19 protein-coding genes are annotated in these 21,890 nt (G+C 62.6%); 8 read left to right on the top strand and 11 right to left on the bottom strand.

Translation table 11 applies throughout. The features are described 5' to 3' along the window. Positions 1 to 39 precede the first annotated feature (39 nt). Both ACQ4WR_RS22605 and ACQ4WR_RS22610 read left to right on the top strand, forming a co-directional pair. Complete coding sequence (locus ACQ4WR_RS22605) at positions 40 to 330, top strand: DUF2917 domain-containing protein (RefSeq protein ID WP_436490044.1); 291 nt, start codon at positions 40 to 42, stop codon at positions 328 to 330. Beyond that, positions 327 to 1,070 (top strand): NAD-dependent epimerase/dehydratase family protein, encoded by a 744-nt coding sequence (locus tag ACQ4WR_RS22610; protein ID WP_436490046.1) that lies wholly within the window; start codon positions 327 to 329, stop codon positions 1,068 to 1,070. The genes ACQ4WR_RS22605 and ACQ4WR_RS22610 overlap by 4 nt, the downstream gene beginning before the upstream one ends. Before the next feature lie 2 nt (positions 1,071 to 1,072). Here the strand turns inward: ACQ4WR_RS22610 and ACQ4WR_RS22615 are convergent, their stop codons facing one another. From ACQ4WR_RS22615 to ACQ4WR_RS22625, 3 genes are all read right to left on the bottom strand, one after another. After that, positions 1,073 to 2,392, bottom strand: coding sequence for a replication-associated recombination protein A (locus ACQ4WR_RS22615; RefSeq protein WP_102293326.1), 1,320 nt, complete (start codon positions 2,390 to 2,392; stop codon positions 1,073 to 1,075). 70 nt (positions 2,393 to 2,462) lie between these two features. Next, positions 2,463 to 3,122, bottom strand: a complete 660-nt coding sequence (gene lolA / locus ACQ4WR_RS22620; RefSeq protein WP_436490049.1) for an outer membrane lipoprotein chaperone LolA — start codon at positions 3,120 to 3,122, stop codon at positions 2,463 to 2,465. 2 nt (positions 3,123 to 3,124) lie between these two features. Continuing rightward, complete coding sequence (locus ACQ4WR_RS22625; protein WP_102293324.1) at positions 3,125 to 5,488, bottom strand: DNA translocase FtsK; 2,364 nt, start codon at positions 5,486 to 5,488, stop codon at positions 3,125 to 3,127. A gap of 216 nt (positions 5,489 to 5,704) precedes the next feature. Between ACQ4WR_RS22625 and trxB the strand changes: the two genes are divergently transcribed. From trxB to ACQ4WR_RS22640, 3 genes are all read left to right on the top strand, one after another. Next, positions 5,705 to 6,658 carry a thioredoxin-disulfide reductase gene (gene trxB, locus ACQ4WR_RS22630; RefSeq protein WP_034758671.1) on the top strand — a complete coding sequence of 318 codons (954 nt, stop codon included), beginning with the start codon at positions 5,705 to 5,707 and terminating at the stop codon, positions 6,656 to 6,658. Between the two features lie 7 nt (positions 6,659 to 6,665). Then, positions 6,666 to 7,340, top strand: coding sequence for a Smr/MutS family protein (locus ACQ4WR_RS22635; RefSeq protein ID WP_436490051.1), 675 nt, complete (start codon positions 6,666 to 6,668; stop codon positions 7,338 to 7,340). Between the two features lie 123 nt (positions 7,341 to 7,463). Continuing rightward, the gene (locus tag ACQ4WR_RS22640) at positions 7,464 to 8,093 is read left to right on the top strand and encodes a trimeric intracellular cation channel family protein (RefSeq protein WP_102293322.1); all 630 of its coding nucleotides are present in this window, start codon (positions 7,464 to 7,466) and stop codon (positions 8,091 to 8,093) included. 220 nt (positions 8,094 to 8,313) lie between these two features. Here ACQ4WR_RS22640 and ACQ4WR_RS22645 read toward each other — a convergent pair whose 3' ends face one another. Then, a complete protein-coding gene (locus tag ACQ4WR_RS22645; RefSeq protein WP_034758685.1) occupies positions 8,314 to 8,652 on the bottom strand; it encodes a P-II family nitrogen regulator in 339 nt (112 codons plus the stop codon). Between the two features lie 174 nt (positions 8,653 to 8,826). Next, positions 8,827 to 10,443: an NAD+ synthase gene (locus tag ACQ4WR_RS22650; RefSeq protein ID WP_436490053.1), complete on the bottom strand. Its 1,617-nt coding sequence runs from the start codon at positions 10,441 to 10,443 to the stop codon at positions 8,827 to 8,829. Between the two features lie 86 nt (positions 10,444 to 10,529). Between ACQ4WR_RS22650 and ACQ4WR_RS22655 the strand changes: the two genes are divergently transcribed. Beyond that, positions 10,530 to 11,699, top strand: coding sequence for a GNAT family N-acetyltransferase (locus tag ACQ4WR_RS22655; RefSeq protein ID WP_436490181.1), 1,170 nt, complete (start codon positions 10,530 to 10,532; stop codon positions 11,697 to 11,699). 61 nt (positions 11,700 to 11,760) lie between these two features. Here the strand turns inward: ACQ4WR_RS22655 and ACQ4WR_RS22660 are convergent, their stop codons facing one another. Next, positions 11,761 to 12,342 (bottom strand): HdeD family acid-resistance protein, encoded by a 582-nt coding sequence (locus tag ACQ4WR_RS22660; RefSeq protein ID WP_436490055.1) that lies wholly within the window; start codon positions 12,340 to 12,342, stop codon positions 11,761 to 11,763. A 197-nt stretch (positions 12,343 to 12,539) separates the two neighbouring features. Continuing rightward, positions 12,540 to 13,088 (bottom strand): inorganic diphosphatase, encoded by a 549-nt coding sequence (ppa, locus tag ACQ4WR_RS22665; protein ID WP_102293351.1) that lies wholly within the window; start codon positions 13,086 to 13,088, stop codon positions 12,540 to 12,542. Between the two features lie 157 nt (positions 13,089 to 13,245). Here ppa and ACQ4WR_RS22670 point away from each other — a divergent pair, with 157 nt between their 5' ends. Then, complete coding sequence (locus ACQ4WR_RS22670; protein ID WP_436490057.1) at positions 13,246 to 14,289, top strand: Rieske 2Fe-2S domain-containing protein; 1,044 nt, start codon at positions 13,246 to 13,248, stop codon at positions 14,287 to 14,289. A gap of 507 nt (positions 14,290 to 14,796) precedes the next feature. After that, positions 14,797 to 17,241 (top strand): membrane-bound PQQ-dependent dehydrogenase, glucose/quinate/shikimate family, encoded by a 2,445-nt coding sequence (locus ACQ4WR_RS22675; RefSeq protein ID WP_436490059.1) that lies wholly within the window; start codon positions 14,797 to 14,799, stop codon positions 17,239 to 17,241. 295 nt (positions 17,242 to 17,536) lie between these two features. On the opposite strand, the gene ACQ4WR_RS22680 is transcribed toward ACQ4WR_RS22675, so the two are convergent. The 4 genes from ACQ4WR_RS22680 to hemC are packed head-to-tail and all read right to left on the bottom strand — an operon-like array spanning position 17,537 to position 21,683. Beyond that, entirely contained in the window at positions 17,537 to 18,733 is a 1,197-nt protein-coding gene (locus ACQ4WR_RS22680) for a heme biosynthesis protein HemY (protein WP_102293318.1), read from the bottom strand. A gap of 4 nt (positions 18,734 to 18,737) precedes the next feature. Beyond that, entirely contained in the window at positions 18,738 to 19,892 is a 1,155-nt protein-coding gene (locus ACQ4WR_RS22685) for a uroporphyrinogen-III C-methyltransferase (protein ID WP_102293317.1), read from the bottom strand. Beyond that, on the bottom strand, positions 19,889 to 20,680 hold the full coding sequence (locus ACQ4WR_RS22690; protein WP_436490061.1) for a uroporphyrinogen-III synthase: 792 nt from the start codon (positions 20,678 to 20,680) through the stop codon (positions 19,889 to 19,891). Before ACQ4WR_RS22690 ends, ACQ4WR_RS22685 begins: the two co-directional genes overlap by 4 nt. Continuing rightward, positions 20,673 to 21,683: a hydroxymethylbilane synthase gene (gene hemC, locus ACQ4WR_RS22695; protein WP_436490063.1), complete on the bottom strand. Its 1,011-nt coding sequence runs from the start codon at positions 21,681 to 21,683 to the stop codon at positions 20,673 to 20,675. Before hemC ends, ACQ4WR_RS22690 begins: the two co-directional genes overlap by 8 nt. Positions 21,684 to 21,890: the final 207 nt, after the last annotated feature.

Genomic DNA, 21,890 nt, shown 5'->3' on the forward strand with positions numbered 1-21,890 from the left:
GGGCCTAAGCTGCTCCTGTCCGCCCACCAGGAGTTTGCCATGCACACCGACCATGAATTGCGCCCACAACAGCCCTTGCGCCTGGAAAAGGCTGAGCATGCCGTGATCGAATGCCTGCACGGCACGGCCTGGATCACGGCCTACTCCGAATTTGACGACTGCGTGCTGCGCAGCGGCGAACGCTACACTATCCCCAACGGCGGCCTGGTGCTGGTGGAGGCCGTGGGTAGCGGACGCATCCGCGTGCATGCGCCAGCCGCCCACCGCCCCGCCCTGCTGCGCTGGCTGCACCTGGCTCTGTCCCACACACTGATGACAAGGAATACATGAATCAAGCAGTCACACCATTGCGCGTCCTCGTCACGGGCGCGGCCGGCGTCATCGGCACCGCTTTCTGGCAGCGCCGGCACGGGGAATTCTCCCTGCGCCTGGCTGACCTGCACACAGGCAAGCTGGCCGAATCGCCCTGCCCATCCATTCAGCTTGACGTGGCCGACTACGCCGCCTGCCTGGCAGCCTGCGCCAACATCGACGTGGTGCTGCACCTGGCCGGCGTGCCGCACGCCAGCGCCGATTTCGACACGCAACTGCTGCAGCCAAACATTGTCGGCACGCACAATATCTTCCGCGCGGCGCAGGCGCAAGGCGTCAACAGAGTGGTGTTTGCCAGCAGCGCGCAAGCCGTCGAAGGCTATGCGCTGGACGTGCAAGTACAGGAAGCCATGCCCGCGCGACCGGCGAACATGTACGGCGCCAGCAAGGCCTTCGGCGAAGGCGTGGCCTCGGCCTTCGCCCACCAGCATGGCATGACAGCCATCGCCGTGCGCATCGCCAACGTGGCGCAGTTTGAACAAGGCCAGCAGCACAGCGCACGCGACATCGCCGCCTTCATCAGCGAGCGCGACGTGGTGCAGCTGCTGGCCCGCTGCGTGACGGCCGACGTGCCGCCCGGCTACCACGTCGTGCATGGGGTGTCGGACAACCGCTACAAACGCCTGTCCATCGCCGCGACGCGCCAGCTGGTCGGCTATGCGCCGCAGGATGACGGTTTTAGCTTGTTGGGCCTGTAGCCTCAGCCCTTGCCGGCTGGTTTTCCTGCTTTTCTGTCCAGCTCGCGCAACCATGCCAATTTATCGGCGATCTTGCTTTCCAGTCCGCGCGGCACGGGCTGGTACCAGCCCGGTTCCGCCATGCCATCCGGAAAATAGGTTTCGCCGGCCGCATACGCGTCGGGCTCGTCATGCGCATAGCGGTAGGCATGGCCGTAGCCAAGTTCCTTCATCAGCTTTGTCGGCGCATTGCGCAAATGCACGGGCACTTCCTTCGACTTGTCCTTCTTCACGAACGCCATGGCCGTGTTGAACGCGTTGTAGCCGGCATTGCTTTTCGCCGCAATCGCCAGATAGATCACGGCCTGGCCCAGCGCCAGCTCGCCTTCGGGCGAACCGAGACGTTCATACGTTTCCGCCGCATCATTGACCATGGTCAGGGCACGGGGGTCGGCAAGGCCGATGTCTTCCCAGGCCATGCGCACGATGCGCCGCGACAAATAGCGCGGGTCGGCGCCGCCGTCGATCATGCGGCAAAACCAGTACAGGGCCGCATCGGGATTCGAGCCGCGCACGGACTTGTGCAGGGCGGAAATCTGGTCATAGAAATTATCGCCGCCCTTGTCGAAGCGCCGCGAGTTCAAGGTCAGCGCGTTGTCGACAAAGGCCGCGTCGATGGTGGTCGTGCCCGTCGAGCTGGCGGCCGTCTCGGCCTGTTCCAGCAAGTTCAGAAAGCGCCGCGCATCGCCATCCGCATAGCCGATCAGGGTATCGGCGGCAGCCTCGTCAAACGTCAAATGCGTCAGCGCAGCGCTTTGCGCCTTGGCCAGCAGCTGCTTCATCTCGTCTTCGTTCAGCGATTTCAGCACGTACACTTGCGCGCGCGACAGCAGTGCCGAGTTCACTTCGAAACTGGGGTTTTCCGTCGTCGCACCGATGAACGTCACCAGGCCCGATTCCACGAAGGGCAGCAAGGCGTCCTGCTGCGATTTGTTGAAGCGGTGGATTTCGTCGACAAATAACAAGGTGTGCTTGCCGAACTGGTCCAGGCTGTGACGGGCCTGGTCCATGGCCGCGCGGATATCTTTGACGCCCGCGAACACGGCTGACAGGGCGATGAATTCGCTGTCGAAGGCATTGGCCATCAGGCGTGCCAGGGTGGTCTTGCCCACGCCGGGCGGACCCCATAAAATCATCGAGTGGGCCTTGCCCGCCTCGAATGCGAGGCGCAGCGGCTTGCCCACGCCCAGCAGATGCGTCTGGCCGATGACTTCGTTCAGGGTCGCCGGCCGCAAGGCCTCGGCCAGCGGCTGGCGCGGTGCGGTGGAAAAGAGATCCGCCATAATATTTACCGGTTAAGAATGCAAAGGCCCCGCATCGCTGCGAGGCCGGTCAACAACCAGACGTCAACAATCAATTATTGATGACATCCGCGCCCTTGGGCATGACAAATTTAAAGTGATTGGCAGACAAGGTAGGGTTCTTCTGGAAATTCTTGAACGATAGCACCGACGTCTGGCCGAACGAATCGCGCAATTCCATCGCTTCGGGCACGCCGTTGCGCAAGCCGATGCTGATTTCGTCGAACGTCGTGTCCTTGGCTTTCGGCGTGGCTTTCAGCCATTCCAGGCCATCGCGCGTGCCCGCTTCGGCCAGGGTGAAATTCTTTTCCAGGTCGTTGCTGCCGAACAAAATCGCCGCTGGCGAGGAACCGAGCGCGTCGCCCAGTTTCTTCACCGTCACCTGGCTCAGGTCCTTGTCGTAGATATACAGCTGCTCGCCATCGGCTTGCAGCAGCTGCTCGTACGGCTTCAGGTAAGTCCAGATGAACTTGCCCGGACGGGCGAATTCAAAAGTGCCGCTGGCCGGTGTCGACACTTTCGCCTTGCCGCCCGCGTCCGCCTTCTTGACCTGGCGCTGCACGAATTCGCCCTTGGCCGACTTGGTACCGGCCGCAAAGCTCTTGAATTGCTCCAGGGCGCTGGCCGAGGCGCTGGCAGCGAACAGCAGGCTGCAAGCGATGCCTGCCGCGCCGATCACCATTTTTGCTGCGAAAGTCTGTTTCTTCATCATTCTTATTGCCCTTGTTCGCTACTTGCCGCCGGCACCAGGATTTCCCGGTTGCCATTGGATTGCATTGTTGAAACCACGCCGCTCTGCTCCATCTGCTCGAGCAGACGGGCCGCGCGGTTGTAGCCGATGCGCAAATGACGCTGCACCAGCGAAATCGAGGCACGGCGGTTTTTCAGCACCACCGCCACCGCCTGGTCGTACAGGGCATCGGCCTCGCCGCCGCCCTCGCCCGGCACGCCGCCTTCGGCGCCATCGCCTTCCAGGGTGCCGCCTTCGAGGATGCCCTCTATATAATTCGGTTCGCCCTGCAGCTTCAAATGACTGACAACGCGATGGACTTCCTCATCGGACACGAACGCGCCGTGCACGCGCATCGGCAAACCGGTGCCGGGCGGCATGTACAGCATGTCGCCCATGCCCAGCAGGGTTTCCGCGCCCATCTGATCGAGAATGGTGCGCGAGTCGATCTTCGACGACACCTGGAAAGCGATACGCGTCGGAATGTTCGCCTTGATCAAGCCCGTGATCACGTCTACAGATGGGCGCTGCGTGGCCAGAATCAAGTGCAAGCCGGCAGCGCGGGCCTTTTGCGCGATACGCGCGATCAATTCCTCGACTTTTTTGCCCACCACCATCATCAGGTCGGCCAGCTCGTCGATGATGATGACGATGGTCGGCAGTTTTTCCAGCGGCTCGGGCGAATCCGGCGTCAGGCTGAACGGATTCGGGATGTGTTCTTCGCGCTTTTTCGCGTCGGCGATCTTGGCGTTGTAGCCGGCCAGGTTACGCACGCCCATCTTGCTCATCAGCTTGTAGCGGCGTTCCATTTCGTTGACGGCCCAGTTCAGCGCGTGGCCGGCCTGGCGCATGTCGGTCACGACGGGCGCCAGCAAGTGGGGAATGCCTTCGTAGACGGACATTTCCAGCATCTTCGGATCGATCAGGATCAGGCGCACGTCGAGCGGGTCGGATTTGTACAGCAGCGACAGAATCGTCGCATTGATGCCCACGGATTTACCGGAACCGGTGGTACCGGCCACCAGCAAGTGAGGCATCTTGGCCAGGTCGGCCACGACGGGCTTGCCGGCGATATCCTTGCCCAGCGCAATCGTCAGGCTGGACACGCCATCGTTGTACACCTTGGAGCCGAGGATTTCCGTCAGGCGCACGATCTGGCGCTTGCTGTTCGGCAGTTCCAGCGCCATGTAATTCTTGCCGGGGATGGTTTCCACCACGCGGATCGAGGTGAGCGACAGCGAACGGGCCAGGTCGCGCGCCAGGCCGACGATCTGGCTGCCCTTGACGCCCGTGGCCGGCTCGATTTCATAGCGCGTCACGACAGGGCCGGGGTAAGCGGCCACTACCTTGGCATCCACGCCAAAGTCCGACAATTTCTTTTCGATCAGGCGGCTCGTGAATTCCAGGGTTTCCACGGACACCGTTTCCACCACGGGCGGCGCTTCGTCGAGCAGGGACAGGGGCGGCAGCTTGCCGTCGCCCAGGTTCTCGAACAGATGGGCCTGGCGTTCCTTTTCCACGCGCTCGGATTTCACCACGGTGACGACTTGCGGCTCGATCTTCACGGGCGGCGCGGCCACGTGCTTTTCCACGTGCTTGGCGCGCTCGATGACCACCACTTCATCGCGGCGCACGGCAGCCACTTCGCCCTGGCGGCGGTCTTCGCGGTCCTGGTAGCGCAGCACGAACCAGTTGAATGCGTCTTCGATGGCGCCGCCGATGCGCTCGGCCACTTGCAGCCAGGACACATGGAAGAACAGGGAAAAGCCCAGGCCGAACAGCAGCAGCAGTAATAAAGTCGCGCCCGTAAAGCCGAAGGCCACGTGGGCCGAGTGGCCCACCAGCTGGCCCAGCACGCCGCCCGGGTCGCGCGGCAGCTGCACGTGCAGGCTTTTCGCCATGCGCAGGTATTCGAGGCCCATGCTGCCGATGAGCATGATGGAGAAGCCGACGATGCGGATCAGCATCTCGACATGGTGCTCGCGCTCGGCTTCCTCTTCTTCCAGCAGGAAGCGCTTACTCAGGCGGCGATAGCCATTCCATACGGTGCGCAGCAGCCAGACACACCACCACCAGGCCGAAAAACCGAAGATATACAGCAACAGGTCGGACAGGGTCGCGCCCAGCTTGCCGCCCAGGTTGGCCACCTTCTCGACGGAGGTGGCGTGCGACCAGCCTGGGTCGAGCTTGTTGAAGCTGGCCAGGATGAGCACGAAGTACAGGGCAAACGCGGCCAGCGCGAACCAGCGCGCCTCGGACAGCAGCCGCACCAGCCGGTTGGGCAGAGGCCGGCGCTCGACCGGTTTACGGGTGTAACTATTCTGTGTGGCCTGGGCTGGTTTAGTCATTCTGGGAAGCGCTGCAAGGTGATAAATGTTACTGGAAGGGAATTTCCCATAATAAGGAGGTATTCTAAGCCATATATGGCGCCGACGGCCCCACGATTCGTCGCCACAGGCGGCTTGGTCTATAATCCGGGATTGCTTGCGCAAGCGCAATACGCCCTTGTTCTTCGCGCGTATGCCCCCAATTCGGATAGACCCCACTCATAGAGAAGCCCTATTATGACCACTACCAAACACGCCCGCGTCTTGATTCTCGGTTCCGGCCCCGCCGGCTACAGCGCCGCCGTTTATGCCGCGCGCGCCAACCTGAACCCGATGCTGGTTACCGGCGTGGAACAAGGCGGCCAGCTGATGACCACCACCGACGTGGAAAACTGGCCAGGCGACCCGATGGGCGTGCAAGGCCCGGACCTGATGCAGCGTCTGCTGCAGCACGCCGAGCGTTTCAATACGGAAATCGTGTTTGACCACATCCACACCACGTTCCTGAATGAAAAGCCGATCCGCCTGAAGGGCGACAGCCACGAATACACGTGCGACACCTTGATCATCGCCACGGGCGCATCCGCGCAATACCTGGGCCTGCCATCGGAAGCGGAATTCATGGGCAAGGGCGTATCCGCCTGCGCCACCTGCGATGGTTTCTTCTACCGCAACCAGGAAGTGGCCGTCGTCGGCGGCGGCAATACGGCCGTCGAAGAGGCGCTGTACCTGTCGAACATCGCCAACAAAGTCACCCTGATCCACCGCCGCGACAAGTTCCGCGCGGAAGCGATCCTGATCGACCGCCTGAACGCCAAGGTTGCCGAAGGCAAGATTGTGTTGAAATATAACCACACTCTGGATGAAGTGACGGGCAACGAAGGCGGCGTGACGGGCCTGAACATCAAGTCGACCATCGACGGCAAGGTCGAAGCGCTGTCCGTGCATGGCGTGTTCATCGCCATCGGCCACAAGCCGAACACGGGTATCTTCGAAGGCCAGCTGGACATGCACAACGGCTACATCAAGACGAAAACTGGCCTGGAAGGCATGGCCACGGCCACCAGCGCACCGGGCGTGTTTGCCGCCGGCGACGTGCAAGACCACATCTACCGCCAGGCCATCACCAGCGCCGGCACGGGTTGCATGGCAGCACTGGACGCCCAGCGCTACCTGGAAGGCCAGGAGTAATCGCCGCATGGCGTCGATGAAAGACTTTGCCGACCTGAAAGCGGTCAGCAAGCAGCTCAAGGAGCAGGCCGATGCGCGCGCTCAGGCTGAAGCGGAGCGCGCCAAGCAGGTCAAGGTGCAGGCCGTGGAGAGCAATCTGTTCAAGGCCAGCATCGGCGGCGTCAAGCGCCTGCCCGAGTCCGACCGCTACGTGCCCAGCCTGCCCAAGACGGGCGCCATGGCGCCCCAGCAGCCGGCGCGCAAGTTGTCGCCGGAAGAGGACGATGCGGCCGTGCTGCGCGAGTCGCTGTCGGACTTGTTTGAAGTCGACCATTACCTGGAAAACGATCCGGCCCTCAACTATGCCCGCCCCGGCGTCGGGCCGGACGTGGTCAAGAAGATGCGCAAGGGCCACTGGCCTATCCAGGATGAGCTGGACTTGCACGGCTTGCGCCGCGACGAGGCGCGCGACGGCATCGGCGCCTTTTTGAACCAGGCCACGCGGCGCAAGCTGCGCTGCGTGCGCGTGATCCACGGCAAAGGTTTTGGCTCGAAAGGCCAGGAACCGGTCTTGAAATCCATGGTGCACAGCTGGCTCGTGCAAAAGGATGAAGTCATCGCCTTTTGCCAGGCGCGCCGCTCCGAAGGCGGCGATGGCGCGCTGGTGGTCTTGCTGTCCGCCGCCCTGCAGCCCATCCGCTAGGCTTGCCAACAAGAAAATACAATTCAGTCACACGTTCCACACTGCACACGGCCCCGTTTGTCACCATTCGGGGCCGTGTCATGTTAACCTGTGACAATTATTTCCTGTCCTCGCGCTCCGCCCATGATGCCACCCCAATTGCCGCCTGGCTCGCTGATCAAGATCATTGAGGTCATCGCTATCCTGGTGGGCGCCTTTTCCGGTTTCATCGAAGCGCGCCGCAAGCGCATGGACCTGGTGGGCGTGTTCGTCGTGGCCTTCATCACGGCGTTTGGCGGCGGCACCTTGCGCGACATCCTGCTCGACAAACGGCCCCTGTTCTGGGTCTCGCACCAGGAATACGCCATTCTGATCTTCGTGCTGGCCCTGACGGCCGCGCCATTGATCCAGCATTTGCGGCAAATCGTCTCGGAACGCCTGATCGTCGTGGCCGATGCCATCGGCCTGGGCATGTTCGCCATCGCCGGCGTGGCCGAAGCGACGCGCGCCGGCATGCCGCTCTTCATCGCCTCGATGATGGGGGTGATTACGGGAATCTTTGGCGGCGTGATGCGCGATATCGTCTGCAATGAAGTGCCGATGGTGTTTCGCGACGGCAAACCGTATGCCATCTGCGCGTTCTTTGGCTGCTGGGCTTATCTGCTACAGATGCACTTCGGCGCCGAGCACGACTTCGCGCTGTGGACCAGCGCCAGCGGCATCACCATCCTGCGCCTGATCTGCTGGAAATTCGACATGCGGCTGGGGCGTTGACAGGTCATCCGGCAATATTCTTGGTGGCGCATGTCGGCTTACGCGCTGGCGCGCTAAGCCGACCTACGATGGCTGGAAATTCGACATGCGGCTGGGGCGCTGACGCATCATCGGCTTACGCGCTGGCGCGCCAAGCCGACCTACGGCCAGATGCGCGATACATCGCGTAGGTCGGATTAGGCTCGAAGAGCCGTAATCCGACAACATTGCTGGCCTGAACTTATACGGCGTCCGGGCCCGTCTCACCGGTACGAATACGGATCACCTGCTCCACGTCGCGCACGAAGATCTTGCCGTCGCCGATCTTGCCCGTGCGGGCCGCCTTGATGATGGCGTCGACCACCAGTTCCGACACGCTGTCATCGACCACCACTTCGACCTTGACCTTCGGCAGGAAGTCGACCACGTACTCGGCGCCACGGTACAGCTCGGTATGCCCCTTCTGGCGGCCAAAACCCTTCACTTCCGTCACGGTCAAGCCCGTCACGTTCACATCGGCCAGCGCTTCGCGTACTTCGTCGAGCTTGAATGGTTTGATGATGGCTGTAATCTGTTTCATGGCTTTCTCCTTATTAATAATCGACAATTCTTCACCAAGTGGCTTAACGGGACCCCGCAAAACCGTAGCGAGCAAGTTCAATACCGGGTTGAGTAGCGGAGCCGTACTTTAAGTACGGTGAGCAACGGATGCCCGGTAGTGAGCTGCGCAGTAGGTTTGGCGGGGTTCCCCTCGTTATTCGTAGAACCTCGAGGTAATCGGATAACGCCAGTCGCGGCCGAAGCCACGGTGCGTGACGCGGATGCCCACGGGCGACTGGCGCCGCTTGTATTCATTGATCTTGATCAGGCGCGTGATTTTCGCCACGTCGGCCGGCGGGTAGCCTGCCTCGATAATGTCGGCGATCGGCCGGTTTTCTTCCATATACATCTGCATGATGCCATCGAGTATTTCATACGCTGGCAAGGAATCCTGGTCCAGCTGGTCGGCGCGCAGTTCGGCCGACGGTCCGCGCGTCAGGATACGCTCGGGTATCACGCTTGAGATGCTGTTGCGGTACGCGCACAAACGGTACACCAGGGTCTTGGCAATATCCTTGATGACGGCAAAGCCGCCCGCCATGTCGCCATACAGGGTGCAATAGCCGACGGCCATCTCGCTCTTGTTGCCGGTCGTCAGCACGATGCTGCCATGCTTGTTCGACAAGGCCATCAGCAAGGTGCCGCGGATGCGCGCCTGGATGTTTTCTTCCGTCGCGTCTTCCGCCAGTCCGGCGAATTCCCCGGCCAGGGTGGCGCGGAAGGCATCAAAAGTTTGTTTGATCGGAATTTCATCGTAGCGTACATCGAGGCGTTTTACCATGTCGCGCGAATCGATCCACGAGATATCGGCCGTAAATTGCGATGGCATCATGACGGCACGCACCTTGTCGGCGCCCAGCGCATCGACGGCAATGGCCAGGGTCAGGGCCGAATCAACGCCGCCCGACATGCCGATCAGCACGCCAGGGAAACCGTTCTTGCCGATATAGTCGCGCACGCCCAGCACCAGCGCCTGGTAGACCTGCGCTTCCGTCGCCAGCGGCGCGGCCAGCGCTTGCGGCACGGGCGTGGCGCCGTCGAAGTCGACCAGCTGCAAGTCTTCCTCAAAGTGGCGAAGCTGGGCGCAAATCGTGCCGGCCGCGTCCATGACGAAGGAATCGCCATCGAAAATCAGCTCATCCTGGCCGCCGACGAGGTTGGCATACACGAGCGCCATGCCTTGCGCGCTGATGTTCTTGCGCATGGTGTCATAGCGCAGGTGCTGCTTGTTCATGTGGTAGGGCGAGCCGTTCGGCACCAGCAGCACTTGCGCGCCGGCCGCGCGGGCGCGCATCGGCGCGTGCTCGAACCACGTGTCTTCGCAGATATTGATACCGAAACGCACGCCTTTCACGCCAAACACGAAAGCCTGGTCCGACGACGTGAAATAACGCTTTTCATCGAACACGGTGGTGTTCGGCAAGTCGTGCTTGCGGTAGGTGCCCAGCACTTCGCCGTTCAGCAGCACGGAGGCGGCATTGTGGCGCACGCCCTTCTCGTCCTGCAGGGGCAGGCCCACCACCACGTGCAAATCCTTGAACTGGGCCAGGTCGGCAGCCAGCCCCGCAAACGCTTCCTGCGTTTTTGCGTAGAATGCATTGCGCAGCAACAGGTCCTCGGGTGGATAGCCGACCAGCGACAGCTCCGGCGTGAGCACGATATCGGCGCCCGCTTCAAAGGCGCGGCGGGAAAGGTCGAAGATCTTGGCACGGTTGCCGGCCAGATCGCCGACCGTACTATTCATTTGAGCAATTGCGACTTTGACTGTCATGATGATGGATATTTCGCTTATTAAACAAGACGGTGGCGCACAGGCCGGTGGTGGCGCCCCGAGAGTGATGAATGCACACTACAACAATGAATTATCGCACGGCTATCGTCTCTACCCTGGCTGAAATTGGCGAAGCGGCCTGGTCGGACCTGCTGGCGCGCCAGTCGGACGCCAAGGCGCAGGCCAAGGCAGAGGCCAATCCCTTCCTCTCCTACGCTTTCCTGCACGCGCTGCACGAATCGGGCTGCGCCAGCGCGGACACGGGCTGGCAGCCGAATTACCTGGTGCTGTGGCAAGGCGATGTGCTGGCCGCCGCCCTGCCCCTGTACCTGAAGCTGCACTCGTATGGCGAGTACGTGTTCGACTGGGCCTGGGCCGATGCGTATCAGCAGCATGGCCTGGAATACTACCCGAAACTGTTGTCCGCGATACCGTTTACGCCCGTCAGCGGCCCGCGCCTGCTGGCCCGCGATGGCGAGGCGCGCGCCGCGCTGCTGGCCTTCCTGCAAGCTCAGCAGCAAGCGGCCGAAGTCTCGTCCACGCATATCCTGTTCCCGCCGGAAAACGAGGCGCGGCAACTGGCGGCGGCCGGCTATCTCTTGCGTAGTGGCGTGCAGTTTCACTGGCTCAATCCCGGCTACACGGACTTCGAGCAATTCCTCGCCACCCTGGAGCACAAGAAGCGCAAGAATATCCGCGCCGAACGGCGCAAGGTGATTGAGGCGGGCGTGGCCATGCGCCAGGTGCGCGGCGTCGATGCGAAGGATACCGACTGGCAGCTGTTCCACCGCTGCTACAGCAACACTTATGCGGAACACCGCTCGTCGCCGTATCTGTCGCTGGATTTCTTCCGCCGCATCGGCGCCAGCATGCCGGACAATATCCTGCTGGTGATCGCCGAACGCGAAGGCCGGGCGATTGCCGCCTCGCTGCTGATCCACACCAAGGACACTTTATATGGCCGCTACTGGGGCGCGCTGGAGCACGTGCCCTGTTTGCACTTCGAGACGGCGTACTACCAGCCGCTGGAGTTTTGCATCGCCAACGGCATCGCCACCTTCGAGGGCGGCGCGCAGGGCGAGCACAAGATGGCGCGCGGCTTCCTGCCGCAAAAGACCTGGTCCGCCCACTGGCTGGCGCACCCGGCCTTCGCCGATGCCGTGCAGCGTTTTTTAGAAAGGGAACGGGGCGGCATCGATGCCTATCTCGATGAGTTGAACGAGCACAGCCCGTTTCGCGCCGCATCGCCCCCATAATGCAACAACGCTCCCGGCCGGCTGGCGGGGAGCGCTGTCGGTCACGCGCACCTGAAGAGCATCAGGCGGCCGAGCGTCCCGCGCCGGAACCGAAGGCGCCGTCCTTCTTCAGTTTATAGGCGCGCCATGCCAGGCTCAGCAGCAAAATGCCTGTCAGCAAGGCATACACGCCGATCATCCACACGAGGGCGAACGTGCCTGCCGCAGGGAATGCCAGGATCAGGATGCCGAAGACGATGGAAATGATGGCATTGAGCACCAGCAGCCATTCGCCCTGGATGGCCTTGCGCAAACGGATCGCCAGCACGATATCGAACACGCCCGAGATCAGGGCATTGACGCCGATCATGACGATCAAGGCAAACGTCGTCAGCAGCGGGTAGATGATGGTCAATATGCCCACGGCCAGGCCGCAGATGCCCAGCAGCAGCAAGGCCCACCAGTCGCCGCCATGCTTGCGGTTGCTGAATGCACCGACGACAGAGGCACCGCCGCCAAGCAGCGCATACACGGCAAACACGGTCAGCAGGGACAGCACCGTCACGCCAGGCAAGACCAGGGTGATCACGCCAAAGGCAACGGCCGCCAGGCCACGCAGGGCCAGGACCCACCACGAGCGCATCAATAAATGCTCAGCATACATACCATCTCCCGTTCAAAATCATTACAAAGTTAACTTTTCGATAATATTTTTGGCGTAGGCCTGCCCTGCCATCCATCGGAAAGAGTTATGTTGTGGCAATAAAAAAGCGCACCCGGCCATCATAGCAGGGTGCGCTTTTTACTTGCACACGACAGAAAACCGGCGGCTGGCCGCCGGCTCCGCGGGAAATGACTTGCTTAGGAAGCTGCTTTTGCGGCATCCGCCTTGTAAGCGGCGACGCCGCCAAGGATTTCTTCCTTGGCCACTTCAGGACCGTACCAGCCGTCGATCTTGACCCATTTGCCTTTTTCCAGATCTTTGTAGTGCTCGAAGAAATGCTGGATCTGGCGCAAGCGCAGTTCGTTCAAGTCTTCCGGCTTTTGCCAGTGGCTGTAGATCGACAGGACTTTATCGACTGGCACGGCCAGCACTTTCGCGTCTTCGCCCGACTCGTCGGTCATTTTCAGCACGCCGATAGGACGGCAGCGCACGACCACGCCAGGGATCAGCGGGAACGGGGTGATGACCAGCACATCGACCGGGTCGCCGTCCGGCGACAGGGTGTTCGGCACGTAGCCGTAGTTGCACGGGTAGTGCATGGCGGTACCCATGAAGCGATCAACGAAAATCGCGCCGCTTTCCTTGTCGACTTCGTACTTGATCGGATCGGCGTTCATCGGGATTTCGATGACGACGTTGAAATCGTTCGGCAGGTCGCGGCCGGAAGAGACGTTATTCAAACTCATGGGATTCCTCATTAGCGGGTGGTGTTTTAACCGCGTAATTATAGCGAAGTACAGGCCGCTTGTGCGATGCAGCAGCAGCCTGCGCGCGTTTCGCGCAGCTAGCAAGCAACATTGCCACAGTGACACAACGGTACGCATGGCCATGCCAGGGTACGCTTTGGAAGAACTCTTCAATAAAAGCGTGTTTCCCTTGCGCACCGGTTGCCGCCTGGCCGACAATCGCGGCATGCAACTAGCTCAAGACCAGTGGTACCCCGTCCTCGACAGCGTCGAACTCAAAAAACAGCCGTTGGGTGCGCAGCGCCTGGGTCGGCGCCTGGTATTCTGGCGCACGGCTGACGGCAAGCCGCATGCCCACCAGGACCGCTGCCCGCACCTGGGCACGGCCCTGAGCGCGGGCAGCATTCATGGCGACAGGCTGGTGTGTCCTTTTCACGGCTTTGCCTTCGATGGAAACGGGCGCTGCGGCCACATCCCCGCCAACGGCTGCGCGCGCAAGGTGCCGAAGGCGATGGCCGTCGACAGCTTCCCCCTTGCCGAGGCGCACGGCTTCATCTGGCTGTGGCTGGGCCAGGCGCGGGAAAGCTATCCGCCCCTGCCCTTCTTCGAACAGTTGCAGCAGGGCTGGCAGTACCGCACCGAAATCGTCGACTGGCCCGTGCACTACACGCGCGCCATCGAAAACCAGCTCGATGTGGCCCACCTGGCGTTCGTGCACCGCAGCACCATCGGGCGCGGCGGGCGCAGCTTTGTCGACGGCCCGTATGTGGAAGCGGATGCGCAAGGCATCCGCGTGTGGACCAGCAATGCGCCGGACCAGGGGCAGGAACACCGCAGCCAGGCCGAACTGGCGCAGGCAGCGCAAGGCAGGGAACCCAGCCTGCAGCTGCTGTTTCCCGGCACCTGGCTGCTCAACATCACGCCAGGATTAAGGAACTTCATCGCCTTCGTCCCCATCAACGAGCACACGGTGCGCTATTACCTGCGCTTCTACCACCGCGTGCGCGTGCCCGGTCTGGCATGGCTGTTCGGACGCCTGATGGGCTGGAGCAACCGCATCGTCCTGAACCAGGACCGCCGCGTGGTGGTCACGCAAACGCCGGCCAACAGCCTCGATGCAATGGACGACCGCTTTATCGAAGCGGACCGCGCCATCATCGCTTACCGCAAACAGCTCGCCCGCCTGCTGCAAAATAAATAGGCGGCGCGCCGATATTATCTGCGCAGGCCGCGCAACAGATAATCGGCGAGCGATGAAATAGAATAAGTATAAACACGTAGGTAATATTACCGACTTCCTGCATTAATATCTGCCGCCTCGCCGCACGGCCATCCCGACATTACCATGTGATAAACATGGTTATTATTGAGCGCATTGCATTTCTTGCAGCCATTCATGGCAACTGTCTCAGCCCGCCGCTTCCCGTATCACTGCATCGCGGCGAGCCACGCCCGGAAAACCACGACAATCCTCGCGCTGGCGCGGCTGTGCTACCCCCTTCCAGCATAATATTTGTTTTTATTTGAAGCATTTATTTCTTTAAATCGGAAAAGCGGCAAAAGCCGCCACTACCAGAAGACAATAATGAATTCTGATAAAATATTACATTCTGGTGTTTCCAAAACTTCGCATACTCTGCAAACAACGCCTTCGCTAGATTCAATATGGCGCACTTCGCGCCACCGATAAATCCTTGCAAAAAGGAATATGATGATTCCCTCTTACCGGCCCGGGCCTTTATTAAAGGTCACCGGCGTTATTTTCATTCTGTTTGGCCTCGCCCTGCTGGGCGGCGGCATCTGGCTCGCCACGCTCGGCGGCTCCTGGTACTACTTGCTGGCCGGCATAGGCATGCTGGTTGCCGGCGGCCTCGTCTTCAAGGGCCGCCGCAGCGCCCAGCCTTTTCTCGCCTTCCTGCTGTTCGCCACCCTGGTGTGGTCCGTCATTGAAGTGAAATTCGACTGGTGGCAATTGCTGCCGCGCCTGGATATCTGGTTCGCCGCCGCCGTCTGGCTGCTGCTGCCCTTCGTCAGCCGCCGCCTGAGCCCGCCAGCAGATGGCGCGGCGAAACAGGGGCAGGCAGGCAAGACCGCCCTCTCCGCCGCCGTGGCCCTGACTGTCGTCGCCGGCGTCATCGCCCTGTTCCAGGATTACCATGACCTGCATGGCGACGTGCCGGCCGAAAACATGGCCGCCACCGCCACGGGCGACCTGGCGCCCGGCGTCGAGCACAACGACTGGTCCGCGTATGGCCGCTCCGGCTATGGCGACCGCTATGCGCCCGCCGCGCAGATCACGCCGGCCAATATTTCCGGCCTGAAAGAAGCCTGGACCTATCACACGGGCGACTTCAAGGGCCCCAACGACCCGGGCGAGATCGCCAACGAAGTCACGCCGCTGAAGGTCAACGACATGCTTTACCTGTGCACGCCGCACAACATCGTCATCGCCCTGAACCCGGACACGGGCAAGGAAATCTGGCGCCACGATCCGAAGATCAACCGCGACGCGGCCAGCTACCAGCACATGATCTGCCGCGGCGTCGCCTACTGGGACGTGAACGCGGGCCGCGCCAGGAACGACCCTGCGCCGCAGGCTGCCACGATGGAATGCCCGCGCCGCATCCTGGCGCCGACCATGGACGGCACCATGATCGCCGTCAATGCCGATACGGGCGAGTCGTGCAAGAGCTTTGGCAACAACGGCGTCGTCAACCTGTATAAAAACATGGCGATGATCAAGCGCGGTTTCCTGATGCCGACCTCGCCGCCAGCCGTGGCGCAAAACGTGGCCGTGATCGCCGCCAGCGTGACGGACAACCATTCCACGGAAGAGCCATCGGGCGTGATCCGCGGCTACGATCCCGTCACCGGCAAGCTGCTGTGGAACTGGGACCCGGCCACGCCGGAAGATACCGAGCCTTTCCCTGAAGGCAAGAACTACACCAACAACTCGCCCAACTCGTGGGGCGTGGCCAGCATCGATGAAAAGCTGGGCATGGTGTACATCCCGATGGGCAATGAAACCCCCGATACCTGGGGCGGCAACCGCAACAAGAATGGCGAGAAATACAATAGCGCCATCGTCGCGCTGGACCTGGCGACGGGCAAAGTGCGCTGGGCTTACCAGACCGTGCACCACGATATCTGGGACATGGACATCGGCGGCCAGCCGAGCCTGGTCGACATCGATACGCCAAAAGGCAAGGTACCATCCGTGGTGGCCACGACAAAACGCGGCGACATCTACGTGATCGACCGCCGCGACGGCAGCCTGGTGGTGCCGGCACCGGAAAAACCCGTACCGACGAGCAATCCGGCCGCTGGCGACACCCTGTCGCCCACGCAGCCGTTCTCGGCCCTGACCTTCCTGCCAGAGCGCAATATCAGCGAAGCGGACATGTGGGGCACCACGCCGTTCGACCAGCTGGCCTGCCGCATCATCTTCAAGGAACGCCGCTATGAAGGCCCGTTCACGCCGCAAACGGCCGGCAAGGGCGCCGTCATTTCGCCTGGCCCGCTGGGCATCTTCGAATGGGGTGGCGCGGCCATCGACCCCGTGCGCCAGTTGTTGATCGTCAATCCCGACTACATGGGCTTCCTGGAAAAACTCGTGCCGCGCGCCGAGACGACGGCCAAGGGCGGCACGGGCGGCGAAATGGGCTTGCAGCCGCAGACGGGCGTACCGTTCGCCGTGGAAATCAAGGCCTTCCTGTCGCCACTGGGCTTCCCATGCCAGGCACCGCCGTGGGGCTATGTGGCCGCCGTCGACCTGCGCACCATGAAGAAAGTCTGGATGCACAAGAACGGCACCACGCGCGACAGCGGTCCCGTGCCGATTCCATTGCCACTGGGCGTGCCCAGCCTGGGCGGCATGGTCACCACCGGCGGTGGCGTGACGTTCCTCAGCAGCACGCTCGACTACTACATCCGCGGCTACGATGTCAGCAACGGCAAAGTCATCTGGAAAGCCCGCCTGCCAGCCGGCGGCCAGGCCACCCCGATGAGCTATGTGTCGAACAAGTCGGGACGCCAGTTCGTCGTCGTCATGGCCGGCGGCCACGGTTCTCTGGGCACGAAGATGAGCGACACGCTGGTGGCGTATGCTTTGCCGGAAGGCACGGCTGTCAAGAAAGCCGAAGCAAAGAAATAAACTGAACGGCAGCCAAGTGCATGCCAGGCGGCCCGCTCGATGCATCATCGGGCGGGCCGTTTTTCATGTGGCACGCACATCTGCAAGCAGGTGGCGCCGGCAAACGGGCCTGCCTCCTTGCCGCAGACGTGGCTGGCCATGGCCCGTGGCCGCGCCACCAGGCCACGACATGCCAGTGCTTGCCCCGGCTCCGCCAGCCGGCCAGCGCCCGCGTCGCGGTGGCGATGGCGATGGCGCAAAAAAAGCCGTTCAGTCTGCACTGAACGGCTTTTTTACGTCTGAAGAAACGGCTGGCTTACAGGATGGTGGCCAGCGCGCATTGGCGGTAATGGGCGGCGGCCTGTTCCGTCTGTTGCAAGGCGTCGTGCATCTGCGCCAGCTTCAGGTGCGCGTCGCGCACCATCCGCGGCTCGTTCGCGTCCGACAGCGCCTGCTCCAGGTGGCGCTGCGCCTTGCCCCAGAGTTTCTGCTTGAGGCACAGCGAACCGAGGGTCAGCGCCAGTTCCGCGTCCAGCGGACGCTTTTTCAGCCACTGTTCGCAATGTTCGATCTGCAGCAGCAAGGCGGGCGTGCCGCCTGGGGCCGCCGCTTCGCGGTAGGCGCGCACCACGCGGTCGTCCCAGTCGGCGGCCAGCGACTCTTCGCACACCAGGCGCGCTTCATCGTGCAGGCCGCGCGCATTCAGGGCCGTGGCGGCGCGGCAGGCGATATACGGCTTGACCCGGTCGCTGCTGGGCACGGTGGACCAGACGCGCATCAGCGATTCGGCGTCGTGCGTGGGGTCGGACAGCAAATGGTCATACGCCAGTTCACGCAGGCGCGACGACAGGGCCGGGTGCAGGGCGCGGTGCTTGTCGAGCGAACGCACGAGGCGCAGCACTTCCGGCCAGTTCTTCGCCTGCTGCTCGGCTTTCAGCGACCATTGCAGCGCGTGGATGTGGCGCGTGCCGCTGGCGTTCAGTTCGCGCACGGCGGCCAGCGCCGCTTCCGGCTGGTGGTCGTCGACCAGCAATTCCGTCACCGTCATCAGGCGCGCCGTTTTCAGGCTGGCATCGCCTTCGACACGCGCCAGCCAGCTGTCGCGGCGTTCGGACTGGCGCATGCGGTGCGCGGCGCGCGCGCCGATCAGCGCGGCCAGGCCGGCGTTTTCTTCCAGCTCGGCGGCCCGCAGGGCAGCCTTCTCGGCATGGCCGAAACGGCCTTCGAACAGGGCTTTCAAGGCTTCGCGCAAGCCCTTGTTGCCATCGCGCTCACGCTTGCGCTGGCGGTAGGCGGCCACTTGCGCCGGCATGCGCACGGTGGCGCGCACGGCGCGCACCAGCAGGTACAGCAGCACGAACAGCACCACCTGCAGCAACAGGAAGAAGTTCAGCGACAAATCGATGCGGTATGGCGGATAGAACAGCACCACATTGCCAGGGTTGAAACGGGCCGTCACGGCGATACCGATCGCCGCGGCCATCAGGGCGAGTAACCAGAGAAATAGACGCATGGGCTCAGGACTTCGCTTTGTAGTTGCGCACAGCGGTCAGGCTGTCGGACAAGGTCGGCATTTCGATGGCCAGGTTGCTCGCCTGCACCTGGCGCAGCAGGGCTTGCGCCGTCTGCGTGCTCCTGGCGCGCGTGTCGAAATACTTGGCCAGCGCATCCTGGGTGGCAATCAGGTCATTGCGGAACGCCGTCTCATTGCGCGACAACAATGCCATGCGGGCATTGAGCAGGCGCAGCTTGACGTTTTCACGCAAGAAATATGTTTGCGTCGGCGACAGCATCAGCGCTTCCGGCGTGTCGACCCGGCGGATGCGGATCAGCTGGCGCACGTCGTTCCACATGTCGCTGCTCCAGGTATTCCAGCCTTCGCGCACCGTGTGCAGCAGCGGCTCGGGCGCCGGCGGGCCCACCAGCTTGCCGCTGGCATCGCGCGCATGCCTGGCGCCGGCCTTGCCCGGCTTTTCCGGCGCCGCCGGCAAGGCCGGCGTTTCATCGGACAGCATCGGCAAGGCGTCGATCTGGGCAATCACGGCATCGAGGCGCAGGGCCACGCCCGTCGAATCGACGCTGGGCAGGGCCTTGAGTTTTTCCATGTCGCGCGCGATGGCGCGGCGGATGGTGATGAACTGCGGCTTGTCCGAGCGCGACAGGCTGCGGTCGGCGTTTTGCAGGGCGATCAGCGCGCCGGGCACATTGCCGGCCAGTTGCAGCTGCTGGCTGGCCGTCGACAGCACTTGCTCGATTTCCGTCAGCGCCCACTCGTCGCGGTTCTTCGACAAGTCGTTATACAGTTGTTCCAGCGCCAGCTGCTGGCTCTGGGTTTCGCTCTGGCGGTTTTCCAGCGCGCCAACCTTGATTTGCAGCTCTTTCGTGCCTTCCTGCACGGTGCGCGCCAGCATGCCCGTTTCGGCATTGCTGACGTCGCCCTTTTGCAGGCGCTTGGCCACTTCTTCGCGCAGATTACGGATCTGCTTGCTGGTCGACCAGCTTTGCGCGGCCAGCAGCACCGCCAGCACGATGACGGCGATACTCATGGGCTTTTGCAGCTGCTCGATCAGGCTCGGCGCGCGGCCAGCGGATTGGTCGGCCGCCTGCGGCGCCGTCTTCACGGCGCTGCCAGGCGTTGCATTCGATTCGGGGATGGTAGGCATTTCGTTCATGGTCGTGATTGTAACGCGGCGAGCACTCCTGCGTCGCCTGATCCTGTCAAGGTGACCCGGGCAAAGCCCAGGGCGGCCGCCGTTTGTGCAATGCGGGCATGCGGTACGATCAGATGCTGCTGTTGCATTTTTGCAACAGCTGTCTTTTCACCACCGCTGTCGTCCAGCGCCGCCAGCAAGGCCAGCAAACCGCGCAGCGCTTCCGAGCTGGTGATGATCCAGTCATTATTATGCTGCAACAAGTTTTCCAGAGTCGCGCGCAAGGCGGCTGTCAGCGCTGGCACCTGGCGGCGGTAGGCCGTAACGAACTCGACGGAAGCTCCCGCCGCGCGCAAGCCGTCGGCCAGGAAGTCGCGCCCGCCATCGCCGCGCACGATCAGCGCGCGCTTGCCGCGCAGGGCCGGCAAATCCAGTGCCAGCAACAGGTGCTCGGAATCGCTGCGCGCCGTATCGAACGGGCTGGTGATGCTGGCGTTGGCATCCGTGACGCCATGCGCCGCCAATGCCATGCGGCTGCCCTCGCCCACCACGGCCAGCGGCACGCCGGCCGGCCAGGCTGGCAAATGCGCAAAGACGCAGTCGATGGCGTTCGGCGAAACAAACACCACCAGATCGAACTCAGGCAGGCGCGCCAGCATGCGCAGCAGCTGCCCGCGCTCGGCTGCGCCGTCGAGGGCATGGATTTCCAGCAGCGGCAGCAGTTGCACGGGCAAGCCCAGCGCCGCGACCTTGGCGGCCAGCGGCCCCGCTTGCGCCGCGGGCCGCGTGATCACCACGGTGTCAGGCATGCGGCGCCAGGCCTTCATGGTTGTCGGGTGTAACAGCGCACGAGGCGAGGATGCCGGCCGCGTCTTGCGCGCGCAACAGCTCGGCCACCTGTTCGCCCAGCAGTTCCGGCCCGCTGGCCGGGCCACTGACATCGGCGCAGGCCATGCGCGCGCCATCCGGCGTGGCAACCATGGCGCGCAAGCGCATCTGTTCGCCATCGACGGTGGCAAACGCGGCCAGCGGAATCTGGCAGCTGCCGCCAAAGATCTTCGACACCTTGCGCTCGGCCGTGACGGCTTGCGCCGTGGCCGTGTGGTTCAGCGGCGCCAGCAGGCGCACGAGGTCGGCACCGTCGGCGCGCCCGCTGCGGATCTCGATGGCCATGGCGCCCTGGCCTGCGGCCGGCAGGCTGTCTTCCGGCGCCAGCACGGCGCGGATGCGCGATGCCAGGCCCAGGCGTTTCAAGCCGGCGGCGGCCAGGATGATGGCGGCGTAGTCGCCACGGTCGAGCTTGCCCAAACGCGTATCGAGGTTGCCGCGCAGGGGCAGGATGGTCAGGTGCGGATAGCGCGCGGCAATCAGCGACTGGCGGCGCAGGCTGCTCGTGCCCACCACGGCGCCGTGCGGCAATTCGGCCAGGCTGGCGTAGTCGTTCGAGACGAAGGCGTCGCGCGGGTCCTCGCGCTCGAGGATGGCGGCCAGGGCAAAGCCCTCCGGCAATTCCATCGGCACGTCCTTGAGCGAATGCACGGCCAGGTCGGCGCGCCCTTCTTCCATCGCCACTTCCAGTTCCTTGACGAACAAGCCCTTGCCGCCTACCTTGGACAGGGCGCGGTCGAGAATCTGGTCGCCGCGTGTGGTCATGCCGAGAATTTCAACGCTACACTGCGGATACAGGGCGGCCAGGCGCGCGCGCACATGTTCCGCTTGCCACATGGCAAGACGGCTTTCGCGCGTGGCGATCACCAGGCGGGCGGGAATAGTCGGCGTCAATTCGTTCGGGGTCAATTCGGATGCTTTCAAAACAAGTTCTTTCGCTGTCGTTGTCATTGTGGTTGCGATTGTCGTTGAGATTCTCGTGGCCCATTCGCCCATCCGATCTCAATTTATACCGGCATGGCGCGTGGCGTCGCTATAATCGTTATCCCTTTGCCTACACGGCCAAGTCAGGCTGGCGTCCATGTTGAAGACCACAAATTTTATCATGCGCCCCCTCCCTCCTGCGGCCAA

The organism is Janthinobacterium amylolyticum (assembly GCF_051380655.1).
Classification (GTDB): Bacteria; Pseudomonadota; Gammaproteobacteria; order Burkholderiales; family Burkholderiaceae_D; genus Janthinobacterium.